The sequence below is a fragment of the Colwellia sp. genome (genome assembly GCF_013215345.1).
In the GTDB taxonomy this organism is placed as follows: Bacteria; Pseudomonadota; Gammaproteobacteria; order Enterobacterales; family Alteromonadaceae; genus Colwellia.
In genome coordinates this window covers 33,101-49,222 of record NZ_JABSOV010000024.1, presented here as the reverse complement: position 1 = coordinate 49,222, position 16,122 = coordinate 33,101, and the positions used below count along the sequence as shown (strand labels likewise).

The following is a 16,122-nucleotide window of genomic DNA, read 5'->3' as shown; positions in this document are numbered from 1 at the left end:
CCGCGGGCTTTATTTACGATACCGCCAGTGACTCACCGGTGATAATTGATGTCAATACTCTATTAGCATGTAAGTCTAAGTATAATATTCTAAAAGCCAATGACATTAATGATGCTGGCCAGATTTCAGCTACTGCCGTAGTTAAATCTGAAAGCTATGACGCCAAAGGTGAGCCAATACTTGATGATAGTGGTAACCCGGTGATGATCGATGTAGTGCGCGCGGTATTACTTCAGCCTATTACTGGTGGTGAAGTTGAAGACTGTGGTGATGTTGAAGAGAAAGTAGAAAGGCAAGGGGCGAGTTTTGGTGGAATGGTGTTGTTTTCATTGTTAGCAGTCTTTGGACTGCGTCGGAGAACGTTTAAGCGCTAATTATTACCAATTAAGCTGAGAAGCTTTATTATTGACATTGTAAAAGATAAAAAAAGCACTTTACCAGTGCTTTTTTTATCTCTGTAGTTTATCTATTTAACGCATTGTATTTCGACTTTTTTGAACTATGCTTAGGGGAGTTGTGCAATATCAGTGCGCAGGTAATTTTTGCTTGTAGCAATTTTATCTTAACTGTTATTGGTATGTCTAGTAAGAATAACCAAGGAGCGTGTATTTATGATGAAGCGGCAAAAACGCGATCGCCAGGACAGGGCACACACAAGAGGTTACCAAGCAGGTATATCTGGTCGTTCTAAGGAACATTGCCCGTACCAAAATGATGTAATTAAGTCACAATGGCTTGGCGGGTGGCGAGAGGCCATAGAAGATAAACAACAGGGACTGTTTAAATAAACAATTACTTGTTTTATCAACAACAGTTCAACCAGAATAAAAGTAAATGAATTGATATGTTAAAAAGTCCAGCGAGTTGCTGGGCTTTTTTTAATTTTTACTCATGTTAGATTATCATTAGCGTATGACTAAGGCTAACTTCCTCTACACTAAAATTTGGCTAAAACTTACTGGTATCAGTAAATAAACCTACTTTAAGATCTTTTGCGGTATAAATTTCACGACCGTCAACACTTACAGTACCGTCAGCAAGGCCCATGTAAAGTTTACGTTTTATAACACGCTTAAAATCAATTTTAAAAGTAACTTTCTTAGCTGTTGGTAATATTTGACCGGTAAACTTCACTTCACCCACACCTAAAGCACGACCTTTACCTGGACCACCAGTCCAAGCTAAGAAAAATCCAACAAGTTGCCACATAGCATCTAGACCTAAACAACCTGGCATTACCGGATCACCTTTAAAGTGACAATCAAAAAACCATAGATCTGGAGTGATATCTAATTCAGCTATTATGTAACCTTTACCGTGATCACCACCTTCTTCAGTGATGGTTATGATACGGTCCATCATCAGCATGTTATCAGAAGGAAGCTGTGAATTACCTTCACCAAATAATTCTCCTGTACCTGCTTTGACTAAATCTTCTTTACTGTATGAGTTTTGTTGTGGCATTGCCATAATAAGCTGAAATCCGATAATATATTTTAGGGGGCTACTTTAGCGTACGCTTGTACACTAAACAACTCCGAACAGTTAAAAAGTATAATTAATTTCTCTTATATCAAATTAACAGGGATTCTTGATTCTCCAGTCGTTATGCGTGATTATAGGTTTATATAGCTAAAAATAAATTGAAATAACATGAAAGAATCTGAGCAAGTGAGTGCACAACCGTTAAAGAAAGTTGCTATGAGTAATGCCGAAAAACAAAAGCGTTACCGTGAGCGGCAAAAAGAACGTGGTTTGCAGGAAATGCGCGGTTATATGTCACCAGAGGCTAAGCATTGTTATCAGTTAATCAGTGAGCAAACTAATTGGTCTGATAGTGTTATTTTAAGCAATGCCGTGCGATTAACCTATGCCGCTTATAAAAATGGCCAAGTAGGTTTGTTAAATAGCTGGCTGAAAAATAATAAACTCTAAAACCAGCCTAAGCTATTGATAAAATTATAGTGCAGTCTTAACTAGCTATAAAATTTAATCACATAATTATTCGGTAAGATTCAATTGAATAGTCAGCGCTTTCGCTATATTCTGGCTACTCTACAAGTTAATTAAGGTTGCTCTGCGTGATAAATGTTCTATTGGTTGATGATCATCATCTTGTTCGTGTCGGTATTAGTAAAATTTTAACCAGCGTTAAGGGATTAAATGTTGTCGGCGAATGTGAAACAGGTGAAGAGGCAATTAAGTTCTGTCGACAAAAAGAGCCTGATGTTTTACTCATGGATATGGATATGCCGGGCATGGGTGGTCTTGAAGCAACAAAAAAAATATTGCGTTTTGCTCCTGACGTTAAAATTATAGTGTTAACAGCACATACTGAAGACCCGTTCCCCACTAAAGTGATGCAAATGGGCGCGGCAGGATATCTAACAAAAGACGCAGGCCCAGATGAAATGGTAAATGCTATTCGTGCCGTTCATAGTGGTCAACGCTATCTACCTCCTGCTATTGCGCAAAAGATGGCATTAAGCCAATTTAACTCGGTTGACGAAAACCCTTTTAATGCCTTATCTGATCGCGAGCTACAAATTATGATCATGATAACCCGTGGTGATAAAGTACCTGCTATTTCAGAACATCTAAACCTGAGTACAAAAACGATTAATAGTTATCGATATCGTATGTTTGAGAAATTGGCTGTCAGCAATGATGTTGAATTAACACATCTAGCTATCCGTCATGGTATGTTAAAAACAGAAAAGCTATAGGTCTGTAAAAAGAAGCTTAATCTCAATGTCCGAAAAGAATACCGACAATTTAGCTCATGAACAACTCGTTCAAACTCCGAAAGCCTCAACTTTTGATAGTGAGGCTTTTTTGCGTGTAGTGACCGAACAAGCTGGTGTCTATCGCATGTATAATAGTCAGCAAGTGGTTATTTATGTCGGTAAAGCCAAGCAATTAAAAAAGCGTCTAGCGAGTTATTTTCGTAAAGATGTTGGCTCAGTCAAAACACAGGTCCTAGTTAAACAAATTGCCGCTATTGAAGTCACCGTCACTCATACCGAAGGTGAGGCGCTGATACTTGAAAATAACTACATCAAAAAATATCAGCCTAAATACAATATTCTTCTTCGAGACGATAAGTCATATCCTTATTTATTGATCACTGCTCATAAGCACCCAAAACTTGGTTTACACCGCGGTGGTAAAAAAGTTAAAGGTGAATATTTCGGCCCATTTCCCACTGTTGGTGCTGTTTGGGAAAGCTTGCGCTTAATGCAAAAAATATTTCCTATTAGGCAATGTGAAGATAGTTACTATCGAGCACGGTCAAGGCCTTGTTTACAACACCAATTAGGTCGATGTTCAGCGCCTTGTGTTGATAAAATCTCTGTTGATGATTACCAAGAACAAGTTAAATTAGCCAAGCTTTTTTTACAAGGAAAAAGTTCTAGGGTTATTGAGCAGTTAGTAACAAAAATGGAATTAGCCAGCAATGAACTGCACTTTGAGCTTGCGGCAAAATATCGCGACCAAATTGTAACTTTAAGGAAAGTTCAGCAGCAACAACATGTCAGCGGCCATATCGCCGAACTTGATGTGGTTGGCTTATATCGCGATAAATCACAGGTGTGTATCCATCTACTTTTCATCAGGCAGCATAAAATTTTAGGCAGTAAAAGTTATTTCCCAACGGTGCCGAGTGAAAGTAGTGACAGTGACATATTACAAGCTTTTATTGCTCAACATTATTTATCAAATGACTCACAAAGTCATGGCAAAGTACAAGGTAATATTCCTAAAGAAATTGTCATTAAAGAGTCTATTGAGCAAGTAACTGAGATTGCGGCACTATTGAGTGCACAAGCAGAATACGAAGTTAAGATCTCATCGAATACCCGCAGTGAACGAGCTCAGTATTTAAGGCTCGCGGGTACTAATGCACATACGGCTCTAGTTACACGTAATAGCCATAAAGAATCTATGCAAGCACGCTTCGTGGCTTTGAATGAAGTATTTGAGCTGGAAAATGGCATTCATCGTATTGAATGTTTTGATATCAGTCATACCATGGGACAACAAACCATAGCCTCTAATGTGGTCTTTAACAGAGATGGTCCGCTCAAAACAGATTATCGCCGTTATAATGTTCATGGCATTACGCCAGGCGATGACTATGCCGCCATGGCCTTTGCTTTAAATAAGCGCTATGGCAAGTTAAAAGTCAAGCCGAGCAGGCCTGAAGAGCATAGCGCCTTAGAGAAATTGCCTGATATTGTCTTTATTGATGGTGGTAAAGGCCAGTTGGCTAAAGCCGAAGAGTTTTTTAACCAACTAGCTTTAACAAAAACGCCACTATTAGTAGGGGTTGCTAAAGGGGAGTCGAGAAAACCAGGCTTAGAAACCTTGATCTTGGCAGGTAGTCATCAGTTGATCTCACTACCTGCTACCTCACCAGCGTTACATCTAGTGCAACATATTCGTGATGAATCACACCGCTTTGCTATAACAGGACATAGAGCGAAGCGGCAAAAGGTAAGTAAAAAGTCACGTTTAGAGTCCATCGAAGGTATAGGGGCGAAAAAGCGTCAAAGCTTATTAACATTTTTGGGTGGTTTACAAGAAGTTATGCAAGCCGATGTTACCGCTTTAGCCAAAGTGCCAGGTATAAGTCATGTCTTAGCAGAGAAAATTCATAATGCCTTACATGATAAGTAAGGCTGAAAAATAATAATGATAAGCCAAAACGCTAGCAGCGTTTTCACACGCCCTCGAAAAATCACCCCTGTTTTTGTCTGGTAAGTCTATAATCAAAGTTTTACCTTAACTTGTCCAACTCTGCCGTAGCACTGCTATAACAACTTGTGTAAACTAAAGAAAAATACTTGCAGTGAAAAGTAAATGTGGACAATACCTAACCAAATAACCTTGTTTCGGATCATCTTGATCCCTATTTTCTTGATAATTTTCTATTTACCCCTTTCATGGAGTAACTTTGGCGCATTTGCCGTTTTTTGGTTGGCAGCCGTTAGTGACATTTTAGATGGCTACCTTGCTCGTAAACTTAATCAATCTTCTGCTTTTGGTGCATTTATAGACCCTGTGGCCGATAAACTCATGGTAGTTGTTGCCTTGGTGATGATTGCCCAAGATTATAGTTCATGGCTAGTTTCTATTGCCGCAATTATCATGATAGCGCGAGAAGTATTTATTAGTGCTTTACGCGAATTTATGTCTTCTATAGGCAAACGTGATGTCATTGCCGTATCTAATATGGGTAAATATAAAACTGCAGCGCAAATGCTCGGTATTATGGGACTTATTTGGCAACCTGATTATGATATTCCATTGATTCTATTTTACTTACCTCATGAAGTAATTAATTACCTTTCATATGGTTTTTACTCCATTGCTACCGTATTAACCGTTACTACAGGGGTTAGTTATTTCAAAGCCGCTTGGCCTGAATTAAAAGGGCAGTAAGCTTTTTTAAATAGATTGATTGAAAGAAAGCCACTTCAACAGGATTTTAGTTAAAAATAGCACAAACAACTCGCTTTTTAAGCAGTTAGAATAAAAAGTTAATTTAATAGTTGACTGGAAAATATTAAGATGTAGAATGCGTTTTTGTTGACAGGGAGTCAGCAAGTAAAGCGAGAAACACCAAGTTGATATTACATCATCTTGTTATTTGTTTTACTGAAGTTTGTAATTGTTAAACTTTAAATTAAGCGGCTGTAGCTCAGCTGGTAGAGCATCACGTTGCCAACGTGAATGTCACGAGTTCGAGTCTCGTTAGCCGCTCCAAATCTTTGAATTAAATGTAAATTTGCTGATATATGCCACGTTGTCAACGTGAATGTCACAGCTAACTTTACAAAGAGCAAGTATCGTTAGCTGCTCAAAATTAAAAAACCAAGTAAAAGTAAGTACCAATATTTACTATAAAATTTCTTCCCATATCTTATAGATATCGTGCCCGGGTGGTGGAATTGGTAGACACAAGGGATTTAAAATCCCTCGCCGAAAAGCGTGCCGGTTCAAGTCCGGCTCCGGGTACCATTTTTTTGATAGATTATCACTAATCTATTTCTCTTTCCGAAAATGTGAATATAACTTTTATTCAGCCACTTCTTATTTAACGTTTCTAACGCGAAACCTATTTTTGCATTTACATTATTCGTATCATTAAAAACCTAAGTTAGTATAATAATTTTAGCTATTTAATACGCGAAGGCATTAATGCTTAGTATTATTATCTGCTCACCAACGCCACCAAACTTACTCGTATTCAAACTCAATATAAGCCAGTAATAGACTTTCGATAAAGTTGTAATCCTTGCCATGACAGCTAGCAAGTCAGCTGTTTTCAGCATAGTGACAGCTCATTAGTTTAATCAAACATGCTCAAAGGTGAAGGAAGTGACATCAGAAATTTTTATTCGTCTATTTATAAAAATATATTTCAAAAGATAGTGTTATTAATCTGCTAAAGTAATAACTTAACTATAATGAATAAGACAAGTATGTCATTAATTAATAAAAGGATAGTTTATGTTTTTTATGAAATATGTTTTTGGATTTTTAGTTTGTACCTGCCTCATTTTTATCAGCACTTACCCTTCAAATGTTCAAGCACAGCAAAAATACACTATTTACCTTGATGCTGACTTTAGTGGCGCGACTGCATCGAGCTTATCAATACAGCAAGGTATCAATACAGCCTTGGCAGAGGTCGATCATCAACTTCAGGGAATTAAATTTGACGTAGCTACTAAAGATCACCGAGCTAACTCATTAAGAAGTAAACGAAATTTAGAGGCTTTCTTAGCCGATGAACGAGCATTAGTGGTATTTTCAGGTTTGCACTCACCACCCTTATTAGCGAATAAAGACTTTATTAATGAAAATAAAATTCTACTGCTAGATCCCTGGGCGGCGGCAGGACCAATAACCCGTAGCTCCTCAACTGAAAACTGGATATTTCGTTTATCCATTGACGATAGTAATGCCGGTAGTTTTATTAGCCAAAAAGCACTTGAACAAGGCTTTAGTAAACCTTACCTATTATTAGAGGATACTGGTTGGGGTCGCTCAAATAAGAAAACAATGACACAAGCGCTAAAAGATGCAGCAATTAAACCCGTAGGTTTGTCTTGGTTTAACTGGGGGGCAGGGAAAAACCATGCCAAAGTATTACTGCGAGATATTAAAGCTAGCGGTGCCGATGTTATCTTTTTTGTCGGGAATTCGGCAGAAGGCGCTACTTTTACTCAAGCCATGGTTGAATTACCACAAGACATTCGTTTACCTATTCGAAGTCACTGGGGCATAACTGGCGGGGATTTCACCGAAAAAGTTTCAGCAACTCAACGTGAAAAAGTAGATCTGCAATTTATTCAAACCAATTTTTCATTTCTCAATGATGATTTATCAATGTTTGCTCAACGTGTGTTAGCCTTGGCCATTGAGTCAAATAATGACATCAAAAACAAACGAGATATAAATGCGCAAACAGGCTTTATTCACGCCTATGATTTAACAAGAATTATGATTGCTGCTATCAAACAAGTTAAATTAACAGGTAATAAAAACAAAGATAGTCAGCTTATTCACCAAGCTTTAGAGAGTTTAGAGCAACCCGTGCAAGGGTTGTTAAAAAACTATCAAAGGCCATTTACTCCTTATAGTAAGGACAACCCTAATGCTCATGAAGCGCTAACTATTGCAGATTACTCCATGGGTAAATTTAACAAAAGCAATGAGGTGGTTTTACTTAAATAGAAAGTAACTATTTTAGTGAGAGTAAGATTATTGAATAAACTGAGTGATATAAATGACTAAAACCACAGTATCTTTTGCTTTAGCACGCTTTGTCTTTATTAGTTGCTTAGCGCTAGCGGTAATAATTACCAGCTTAGTGGTTTACCATGTAGTTGAGTCAGTGAATACTGAATACGAAAAAATTGCCAGTAGGGAAATTAATACCTTAAGCAATAACTATCGAGTATTTATTAAACATCACTCTATTTTATTGAAAGAGCAAGCGGCTGCAGCAACTTTTGTACAAGCGTTAATGCAACCAAAAAGTAACCTTGGCAAGATACAAGATTACATGGCTGGCTTATCTTTATTAGGTAAAAAGTATGATGAGACTTTATTGGATTTTGAAGGCAGTATATTACACTCTACGTCGTCATCTGCTATTAAATACCAAAAATTTCCTTGGATAAAAGCTCTCTTAGCGGCGGAAATAGAGAGCTCAATTCAAGTTCTCAGCATTCAAGGAAAATTCTATTGGTGTATAGCTGTCCCCGTTATATATAACCAGCTGGTCGAAGGTGTATTGCTGACCAATATTCCCTTAGCAGAGATAAATGCCCGGCAAGTCGATGTTGAGGTGCTCGATGGTTTAATGATTGAAGTGGTTAAAGAGGGACAAACCATTGCAACCTTTGGTAAAAAATCCCTTGGTACTAAGCAAGTCATAGCGTGGCAGAATGCCGGAGTGAGTTTTGACTTTACCATTGATGAGGCATATAGGAACAATGCCTTATCACAATTAGTTATCCAGTTGGCCAGCCTTATTATTATTGCCATTGTTTTAACAACCTTGCTGGCATATTTCTCTGGTTATCGTTATTTTGTTAAACCTATCCTTGCGCTTTCTCAGCTAACCTCAAGCCTTGAAGAAGGTAATGAACCACAAGCATTGCAAGAAGATTTAAGGTTTAAGGAATTTTCCGATTTATTTAAGCAGTTTAACCATATGAGTGAAGAAGTAGCTAAACGTGAACAAGCGTTAAAACAAAGTTATGAAAAACTATCCAATACCATTGAAGAGTTAAAGCAGAGTGAGTCTCAACTAGTACAGTCTGAAAAAATGGCCAGCATTGGTGTACTCGCTGCAGGTGTTGCCCATGAAATAAACAATCCGATTGGTTTCATTCGCAGCAACTTAGAAGTATTAGAGGATTATTTCTCCGATATTGAAAAATATTATCATGAATTTAACGAAACCCTTGTTAGTGATGAAGACAAAGAAAATCACAAAAAATTAGCAAAAAAATATGAGCTAGAATTTCTTTTTAAAGACTCGCCACCGTTAATTAAAAGTAGTATCTCCGGTGTTGATCGTGTTTCTGAAATAGTAAAAAGTTTAAAAACTTTTGCCCGTGTCGATCAACCCGATAAAGCACTTATCGATATCAATGAAGGTTTAACTGCTACCTTAAATATGGTCCACAATGAGTTAAAGTATTGTTGTAAACTTCATGTCGATTTGCAACCGTTACCGCCAATACATGGCTTTCCAGGTAAGTTAAATCAAGTATTTATGAATTTATTGATAAATGCCGGACAAGCTATAGTAGATAAAGGCGATATTTATATTAGGAGCTTTGTTGAAGGCAGCACTATTGTTATTGAGATTGAAGATACCGGCAGTGGTATTGAAGCTGAAAATATAGCACAAATTTTCACCCCCTTTTATACCAGTAAACCGATAGGTGAGGGCACTGGTTTAGGGCTTTCTATTAGTCATCAAATAATTGAGCAACATGAAGGTAAAATCACTGTCAAATCAGAACTAGGCAAGGGCAGTTGTTTTTCGGTGTATTTACCGATCTAATTACCAGCAAGGGGAATTTCACCGGCTAGTTGTTTAAGAGCATCAAAGGTTAGGTAGTTACCTGACACCTTAATATGAGATATTTAATGCTCGACCATCGATTGCCGCTTATGTTACTTGATTGAAATACAATTACTTAGTTTTTCTAGTACATTCTTACCTAACACATAGCCAAGTAACGCTGGACAGTTGTTGCTCTATTTTCCCATGATTCATCCATGACCGATGCTTTTCTCGATTGCTTAACTTGAGTAATAACGAGTAAATCACTTATATTATCAAGCTTGTCAAAGTTAACCGCGGTGGTTATTTCGGCATTGGCTAGCAATATAGCCTGATAAAATGGCTTGTTGGCGTTCGATATTTGCAGATATTTTCGATAACCATTTAAAGCATTGAAATCGGTAGTCACTATTGGTGTGCCGCTAGCTATGTACTCTCTTAACTTAAGCGGATTACACATTTGAATTTGCTTATTGTTTATAAAGGGGAGGATAGCTACATTCCAGTTTTGTATGTACTTAGGCAAGTCAACATGAGGTTTAGCGCCAAGAAAATAGACATTAGAAAATTGTTGCAGTTTATCGACATTACAGTCAACTTTACCGATAAAGACAAAATACCAATGAGGTAATGCTTTAATTGTTTGCACTAATAAATCTTGATCTAACCAGGCTGAAATACTGCCGTAAAAGCCAGCGATAGGTTTACCCTGTGGTAAATCCAAAGGCGTAGTCTCGACAGGTTTACTAAACAGTGAAAAGTTGACGCCATGAGGAATATTAACAACTTTCTCGGTAGGGAATTTATCTAGCAGCTTTTCACTGGCGGTAAAAATATAACGCGATCTTGCAATTAACTCACGCTCCTTTTGTGATACAAATTGGTGATCAACTCCGGCTAGGCTAGCAAAGTCATCGCCGCAATAATACACACAAGGGGCTTTGCCAAAGAGTTCTAAATAATCAACAGAGGTAGGTAGAGAGGCCCAAATAATGGCATCTTTTAACTCAAGCCCCCCGCAGGCTAGCTTGAGTTGCCAGTTCAAAATGGCCTTGCTCAGCTTTAAAGAAAACCAGCTATTGGCACAGGGAATGACTAAAGGGTTAATGATGATGAACTGACAGTTATCATTACTATTACTATCTTGAGTTTTCTTGCTCTTTGGGTGATTGACAATGAAAGACTTTACTTTGTTAAACAGTCTTACCATATCATGCCTCGTTAACTTTGGTTTTCTTAGACCAATTGAATTAAGCCAAATTATCTGTCTATTTTTTCCTAGTATTTTCACTATATGTTGGGTGGAACTAGGATGCACTCCCCAGTCTTCGCCGAAAACAATTAGCGGCCTGTTTTTACTTTCCGGCTCAGAAGAACTTGAAAATATTGCGTTTCCTCTACAAACACTCATGACTTTCATCCTCAATTTTTTTTACCACCTTTGCCGGTACACCTGCCGCTAAGACAAAACTGGGCAAGTCTTTGGTAACAACGCTACCTGCCGCTACGATAGTGCCACGACCTATTGTTACCCCTGACATTACTTTTACCCCAGTGGCTAACCAAACGTCGTCTTCTAAAGTAATGTCACCGACTTGTGCTTCTTCATCGGGCTTACCTAAAGCGCGCAACTTGGCATTAACTGGGTGTCCGGGATAGCCAGCTAAATAACAATCACCAGCCATACGAACATTATTGCCAATGGTAATAGTCTTACCGACCGATATAGAGGTACGCCAGTTAATATCAACATTATCACCAATGATTAGCTGGGGAATACACTGTCCGACAGCACGGCCACTTATTGTTGTCATAGCGGCCAATCTGACTTTATCTCCCATAACAATGTCTAAACTGCCAATTATGACGGGCAAGCCACCATATAAGTACAGCTGTTTAGGGTTGTTTTTAAGTCGTGATTTGAGCAAAGGTGTGTAATAAATAATGCGTAATATATCGGCAATCACATGTTTTATGATTAGGTGAACATAATAAAGTAGCTTAAATACAAAAGGGATGTTCGGCATCTCTATGGCTTTAATTTTAAACCATAGTGTTTTTATCAATTGAGCTAAAAAGCTATCACTTGTTTTAGCCCATTGCTTCGCGTGGTTTATGTTAAAAGTATTCATTCGACTGTCACCGATTTAGCTAAATTTCTGGGTTGGTCAACATTTTTCCCTAGCATCTGAGCACTATATAGTGCGAGTAATTGCATGGGGACAACGCTTATTATCGGCAGTATAGATTCCGGTATTGCTGGCAGTTCAAAGAACTCATCTTCTTGTAAGTGGATATGCTCCTTAATACAAGTATCACCAATAATAAACAGTGGCGCATTACGTGCTTGTACTTCTTTAATATTTGACAGTAATTTATCTGTCAGGGTGTTTTTAGGCGCAATCACCAGTACGGGCATGTGTTCATCAAGTAAAGCAATTGGGCCATGTTTTAATTCGCCAGCAGCATAAGCTTCGGCATGAATATAGCTAATTTCTTTTAGTTTCAATGCACCTTCTTGTGCTATAGCGGTGAGTACACCACGGCCGAGAAAAAGGATGTTTGAATACTTACATAGTTTTTTAGCCATCACTTTCATTTCGGCACAGCGCTGTAATACCTTCTCCATGATGTCGGGTAATTGGGCAAAGTTCAGTGCTAATTGTGTTAACTCAGCCTTTTCTATAAAGGATCTTTGTTTTGCCGCCTCCATGGCCATTTTATAAAATATTGCTAACTGACAGCTAAATGCTTTGGTTGAAGCAACACCAATTTCAGGGCCCGCATAAATTTCAAAGGTAAAGTTTGCCTCTCGCGCTATGCTGCTGTTAACCACATTTACTAAGGCGAGTGTTTGTGCTTTTTTACTTTTCGCATACCGTAATGCTGCTAGTGTATCTGCGGTCTCTCCGGACTGTGAGACAAATATAGCTAATTCATTGTTGGTAACAATAGGTGAACGATAACGATATTCTGAGGCTATATCTATTTCAACTAAGATGTTGGCGTATTTCTCAAACCAAGTTTTTGCTACTGAAGCGGCATAATATGAGGTGCCACAAGCAATAATGGTGATCTTAGTTAAGTCATTAAAATTAATTATTGAGTATTCGTTAGTGCGATTAATAACCGACAGTCTTTTGAGCAGATCTACTTGTTCAAAGATTTCTTTTTCCATGAAAGAGCTACGTTCTCCTTTTGATACTAACTTAGCGCAGTGCTTGTTATTGATATAATTAATTTCATTTTTGTTAGCGTCACCACATAAGGTTATTTCATGGCTGTTTAACTTTATTAATTCATTATCTTTAGGGTAATAGATTTTGCCACTATCAGCGCCTAAAGCCATGGCATCTGAAGCCATATAAGCTCCCTCACTCCCTTGTGATATCACTAACGGACTGCCTTGCTTAATCGCATAGAGGTTATTGCTGGTGCCATTAATTAACACTCCCAAGGCATAGCTGCCCTTTAGCTGGGCGATAGCTTTCTTAATCGCCTGTTCCTGAGTCATTTGTTGAGACAGATAGTGATTGATTAAATGAGGGATCACTTCACTGTCAGTTGAACTATTAAAGTGATGACCCCATTGAATTAATTTTTGCTTTAGCTGTAGGTAGTTTTCGATAATGCCATTGTGGACCACAGAGACTTGGCCACATTGATGAGGATGTGCGTTGGTTACATTAGCTCTGCCGTGTGTTGCCCAGCGGGTATGACCTATGCAACAGTCACCCTCTAGCGCTTGCCTTAAGAGTCTTTGCTTTAGGTTGCTCAGTGTACCTTGTGCTTTTATCGTTTTAATTTCATTATTCGCTAATATTGAAATACCCGAAGAGTCATAACCGCGATATTCAAGTCTGGCTAAACCCTCTAATACCGGTGTTATTGCTGATTTTGCTACTGCTCCAATAATCCCACACATAATAATTACCTCTTTATATTATTAGCTTATTTTAGTGGGATGCAGTTATCAGACCATAAATATATAACCAATAAATTCAAAAACTTGATAGGTATTCATCTTTTTACTTTGCATTTTGCAAAGACGATTTTGCTAATTAGGAATGCATTTGAGAATATGAGAATAGCAACGTAAATGGCAATATTGTTGCGCGGAAAGTTTAGCTTGTTGAGAAATTTTTAATAAAAAATTGGGTTCATTGACTAGTCGAGTTAAAGCGCTCACTAAACTTTCCAACTTATTAGGATCATATTTTACACAATCGAATCCGTCCGTTAGGTGTTGATCCCAGTAAGCATTATCAGCGGGAATTACGATGGCGAGTCCTGCAGCCATTGATTCTAAAATTGACAGGCCAAAAGGTTCACCTTCTGCAGTAGAGATAAACACGGATGAACTTGCCCTAATATCATTTAGATTATTAGGGTCCGAATACCAGTAAATATTATCAGCCTTATCAAGGTTAGCTACCTCTATATAAGCATCAGTTTTTGGCTCAATATAGCAAACACTGGCAAAAAATTTATCTAGGTCTTTATAGCTACTATTTAGCTTGACCATTGCAGCGATAAACAGTTCTACTCGCTTCCATTTTAATAGAGAGGCGGCCCATAAAAAACCTACTTTATCGTTATTTTTATTACTAGGTTCTTTTACTTTTATAGTTGAGCAGTTAATACCATTAACAAAAGTCATAAATTTATGGTCTGCTATGTTTTCATTATGACTATGGCATTTTAAGGCGCGTAAAATTGAGGTATGAGTGGAGGGTAAATAAAACACTTGCTTGGCTCGTCTTAAACCGAAAGATGAAACTCTAGAGTCAGTAATATTACCTTGAATAAGCTGAATAATGTCTATGTTAATTATTGAAGTGAGTAGGTATAAAGAAAAATCAACACACGGCCCGGAAAAGCCGATTATTTTGCTAAATCTTTTAAGTTTTATCATATTAACTAACAAAGAGACTAAATAAATAAAGTGCTCGATAAAGTAAAGTATACCGGTGGTTTTATTTTGCAGGTAACGAGGAGAAAACAAGGGCACGAAGTGCACATTAACGTCGCAGTCGTCACACCATGAGTCTTTGTCATTTGAAATTACCCATACCTCAATACTGCTAGGTAATTCAGCGATGATTGTTTTCATCACTGTTTTTGAGCCGCCCTTAAAAGGCACAGGATCATAAATTAATACACGTTTAGTCATGACTTTTCCCCCATGAAAACTTCAACAGCAAGTGCTTATAGCCTTTGGTTAAGGAGTTCGCTAAGGCGTTAGTTAAGGGGGTAGCCATAACTTTAGTCATTACCTTAGTGAAGACTTTGCTTAAACAGGCTGTTAATAATATTTTAGCGTGTGAGTTAAGCACTAGGCTAACACTGAGCTGGTTTTCCGCCAGCAACAAGCTTTGATAAGCAAGGTTGAAAGCAATAAACTGTCGCTTTACCGAGAATGTTTTTACTATATGTTTGTGTGCATTTTCAGCGAGCTTCTTTGTTAAACATGGTTTTTCAATTAAGGTCTTTATTGCGCTAACGAGCTGGTCAATATTGTTTGGTGAGATTAATAAGGCATTTTCCTGGTCGGTATATATTTCATTAATGCCAGGGATATTACTGGTAATGATGGGTAACTTGGCAATACTTGCCTCGGCCAGCGTTAAACCAAAAACCTCTTCGCTTGGCACAGAAATGAAACAATCGGCATTACTAGAGTATATTTCTGCCACTTTATCGCTCGCGGCAAAAAATTTAACGTGATGAGTTAAGGCCAATTGAGCAACCAAATGAGTTAATTTGGCTGCTTCACTGCCTGAGCCAACAATGGCAAGTTTTATTTGATAATTATTTTTTAATTTCTCAACAGCATACAGTAATTGAGACACTGACTTTCTAGGGATTAATGAACCCATATATAATATAACAAAGTCATTTTTTTTGGCTGATAGTTCAGCTCTAATATCTCGAGGCGAAGAACAATGCACTCGCTGTGGCTCAATACCGTTATAGATAGTACTCACCTGTTGAGTGTTAAATTCATTGTCTTTGAAGAGTTTGGTGACTGACTGGCTAACACCGATAATGCTATCAGCGCCATGAAACAATAATGTTAATCTGTCTCTATACATATAGCGTGCATGCAAATGTAGCAATAAAGGCGTAGCTGTCATTTTACAAATAGGTACCATCCACTGGCAGGGGGCACCATTGTTACAATGCACTAAAGAAATTTTATAATCTTTTATTAATTTTTTAGCTTTAATAAGTAATTTGAAAAAATGACCGAAATTCCATCGAGGTAGGGTCCAGTAAGCAAGGCAAACGAAGTTATCAATGATGACTTCCACACCTAAATCGGTTGCTTTTTTTGCTAGTACTTCACTATTACACCAAAGTACTGGGGCGTAATGGTTGTCTTTAGCAGATTTAAGTAAGTCTAATAAAACTATTTCACTGCCTCTGAGCCAGTTATCACCGTAATGAACATATAAAACCTGCGGCTTAACCCCTTTACCTTGTGCGATAGTATCAGACATATTCACTTCCTCTAGTTTGCTACA

At 37.9% G+C, this 16,122-nt stretch carries 14 protein-coding genes and 2 tRNA genes; 10 read left to right on the top strand and 6 right to left on the bottom strand.

What is annotated here, in order from left to right; all coding sequences use genetic code 11:
* Both HRT50_RS05395 and rmf read left to right on the top strand, forming a co-directional pair.
* On the top strand, window positions 1-374 hold a 374-nt coding region (locus HRT50_RS05395; protein ID WP_291612112.1), incomplete at its 5' end, for a DUF3466 family protein.
* Window positions 375-614: 240 nt separating this feature from the next.
* Window positions 615-788, top strand: coding sequence for a ribosome modulation factor (gene rmf, locus HRT50_RS05390; RefSeq protein ID WP_291612115.1), 174 nt, complete (start codon window positions 615-617; stop codon window positions 786-788).
* 160 nt (window positions 789-948) lie between these two features.
* On the opposite strand, the gene fabA is transcribed toward rmf, so the two are convergent.
* Window positions 949-1,464, bottom strand: coding sequence for a bifunctional 3-hydroxydecanoyl-ACP dehydratase/trans-2-decenoyl-ACP isomerase (gene fabA, locus HRT50_RS05385; RefSeq protein ID WP_291612114.1), 516 nt, complete (start codon window positions 1,462-1,464; stop codon window positions 949-951).
* Between the two features lie 189 nt (window positions 1,465-1,653).
* On the opposite strand from fabA, the gene HRT50_RS05380 reads away from it, so the two are divergent.
* From HRT50_RS05380 to HRT50_RS05345, 8 genes are all read left to right on the top strand, one after another.
* On the top strand, window positions 1,654-1,935 hold the full coding sequence (locus tag HRT50_RS05380) for a hypothetical protein (RefSeq protein ID WP_291612110.1): 282 nt from the start codon (window positions 1,654-1,656) through the stop codon (window positions 1,933-1,935).
* Window positions 1,936-2,081: 146 nt separating this feature from the next.
* A complete protein-coding gene (gene uvrY, locus HRT50_RS05375) occupies window positions 2,082-2,726 on the top strand; it encodes a UvrY/SirA/GacA family response regulator transcription factor (protein ID WP_291612108.1) in 645 nt (214 codons plus the stop codon).
* A gap of 25 nt (window positions 2,727-2,751) precedes the next feature.
* Window positions 2,752-4,680: an excinuclease ABC subunit UvrC gene (gene uvrC, locus HRT50_RS05370; RefSeq protein WP_291612106.1), complete on the top strand. Its 1,929-nt coding sequence runs from the start codon at window positions 2,752-2,754 to the stop codon at window positions 4,678-4,680.
* A 183-nt stretch (window positions 4,681-4,863) separates the two neighbouring features.
* Window positions 4,864-5,445: a CDP-diacylglycerol--glycerol-3-phosphate 3-phosphatidyltransferase gene (gene pgsA / locus HRT50_RS05365; RefSeq protein ID WP_291612104.1), complete on the top strand. Its 582-nt coding sequence runs from the start codon at window positions 4,864-4,866 to the stop codon at window positions 5,443-5,445.
* A 248-nt stretch (window positions 5,446-5,693) separates the two neighbouring features.
* Window positions 5,694-5,769: transfer RNA gene (locus HRT50_RS05360), tRNA-Gly, on the top strand.
* Window positions 5,770-5,939: 170 nt separating this feature from the next.
* Window positions 5,940-6,024: transfer RNA gene (locus HRT50_RS05355), tRNA-Leu, on the top strand.
* 492 nt (window positions 6,025-6,516) lie between these two features.
* Complete coding sequence (locus HRT50_RS05350) at window positions 6,517-7,746, top strand: ABC transporter substrate-binding protein (RefSeq protein ID WP_291612102.1); 1,230 nt, start codon at window positions 6,517-6,519, stop codon at window positions 7,744-7,746.
* 52 nt (window positions 7,747-7,798) lie between these two features.
* Window positions 7,799-9,592 carry an ATP-binding protein gene (locus HRT50_RS05345; protein WP_291612100.1) on the top strand — a complete coding sequence of 598 codons (1,794 nt, stop codon included), beginning with the start codon at window positions 7,799-7,801 and terminating at the stop codon, window positions 9,590-9,592.
* Between the two features lie 160 nt (window positions 9,593-9,752).
* Here the strand turns inward: HRT50_RS05345 and HRT50_RS05340 are convergent, their stop codons facing one another.
* The 5 genes from HRT50_RS05340 to HRT50_RS05320 form a co-directional block, all read right to left on the bottom strand.
* The gene (locus tag HRT50_RS05340) at window positions 9,753-11,006 is read right to left on the bottom strand and encodes a glycosyltransferase (RefSeq protein ID WP_291612098.1); all 1,254 of its coding nucleotides are present in this window, start codon (window positions 11,004-11,006) and stop codon (window positions 9,753-9,755) included.
* On the bottom strand, window positions 10,993-11,727 hold the full coding sequence (locus HRT50_RS05335) for an acyltransferase (protein ID WP_291612096.1): 735 nt from the start codon (window positions 11,725-11,727) through the stop codon (window positions 10,993-10,995). The genes HRT50_RS05340 and HRT50_RS05335 overlap by 14 nt, the downstream gene beginning before the upstream one ends.
* Complete coding sequence (gene glmS / locus HRT50_RS05330; protein WP_291612094.1) at window positions 11,724-13,520, bottom strand: glutamine--fructose-6-phosphate transaminase (isomerizing); 1,797 nt, start codon at window positions 13,518-13,520, stop codon at window positions 11,724-11,726. The genes HRT50_RS05335 and glmS overlap by 4 nt, the downstream gene beginning before the upstream one ends.
* A gap of 132 nt (window positions 13,521-13,652) precedes the next feature.
* Entirely contained in the window at window positions 13,653-14,768 is a 1,116-nt protein-coding gene (locus tag HRT50_RS05325; protein ID WP_291612092.1) for a glycosyltransferase family 4 protein, read from the bottom strand.
* Entirely contained in the window at window positions 14,761-16,098 is a 1,338-nt protein-coding gene (locus HRT50_RS05320; RefSeq protein WP_291612091.1) for a glycosyltransferase family 4 protein, read from the bottom strand. Before HRT50_RS05320 ends, HRT50_RS05325 begins: the two co-directional genes overlap by 8 nt.
* Between the last annotated feature and the right edge of the window lie 24 nt (window positions 16,099-16,122).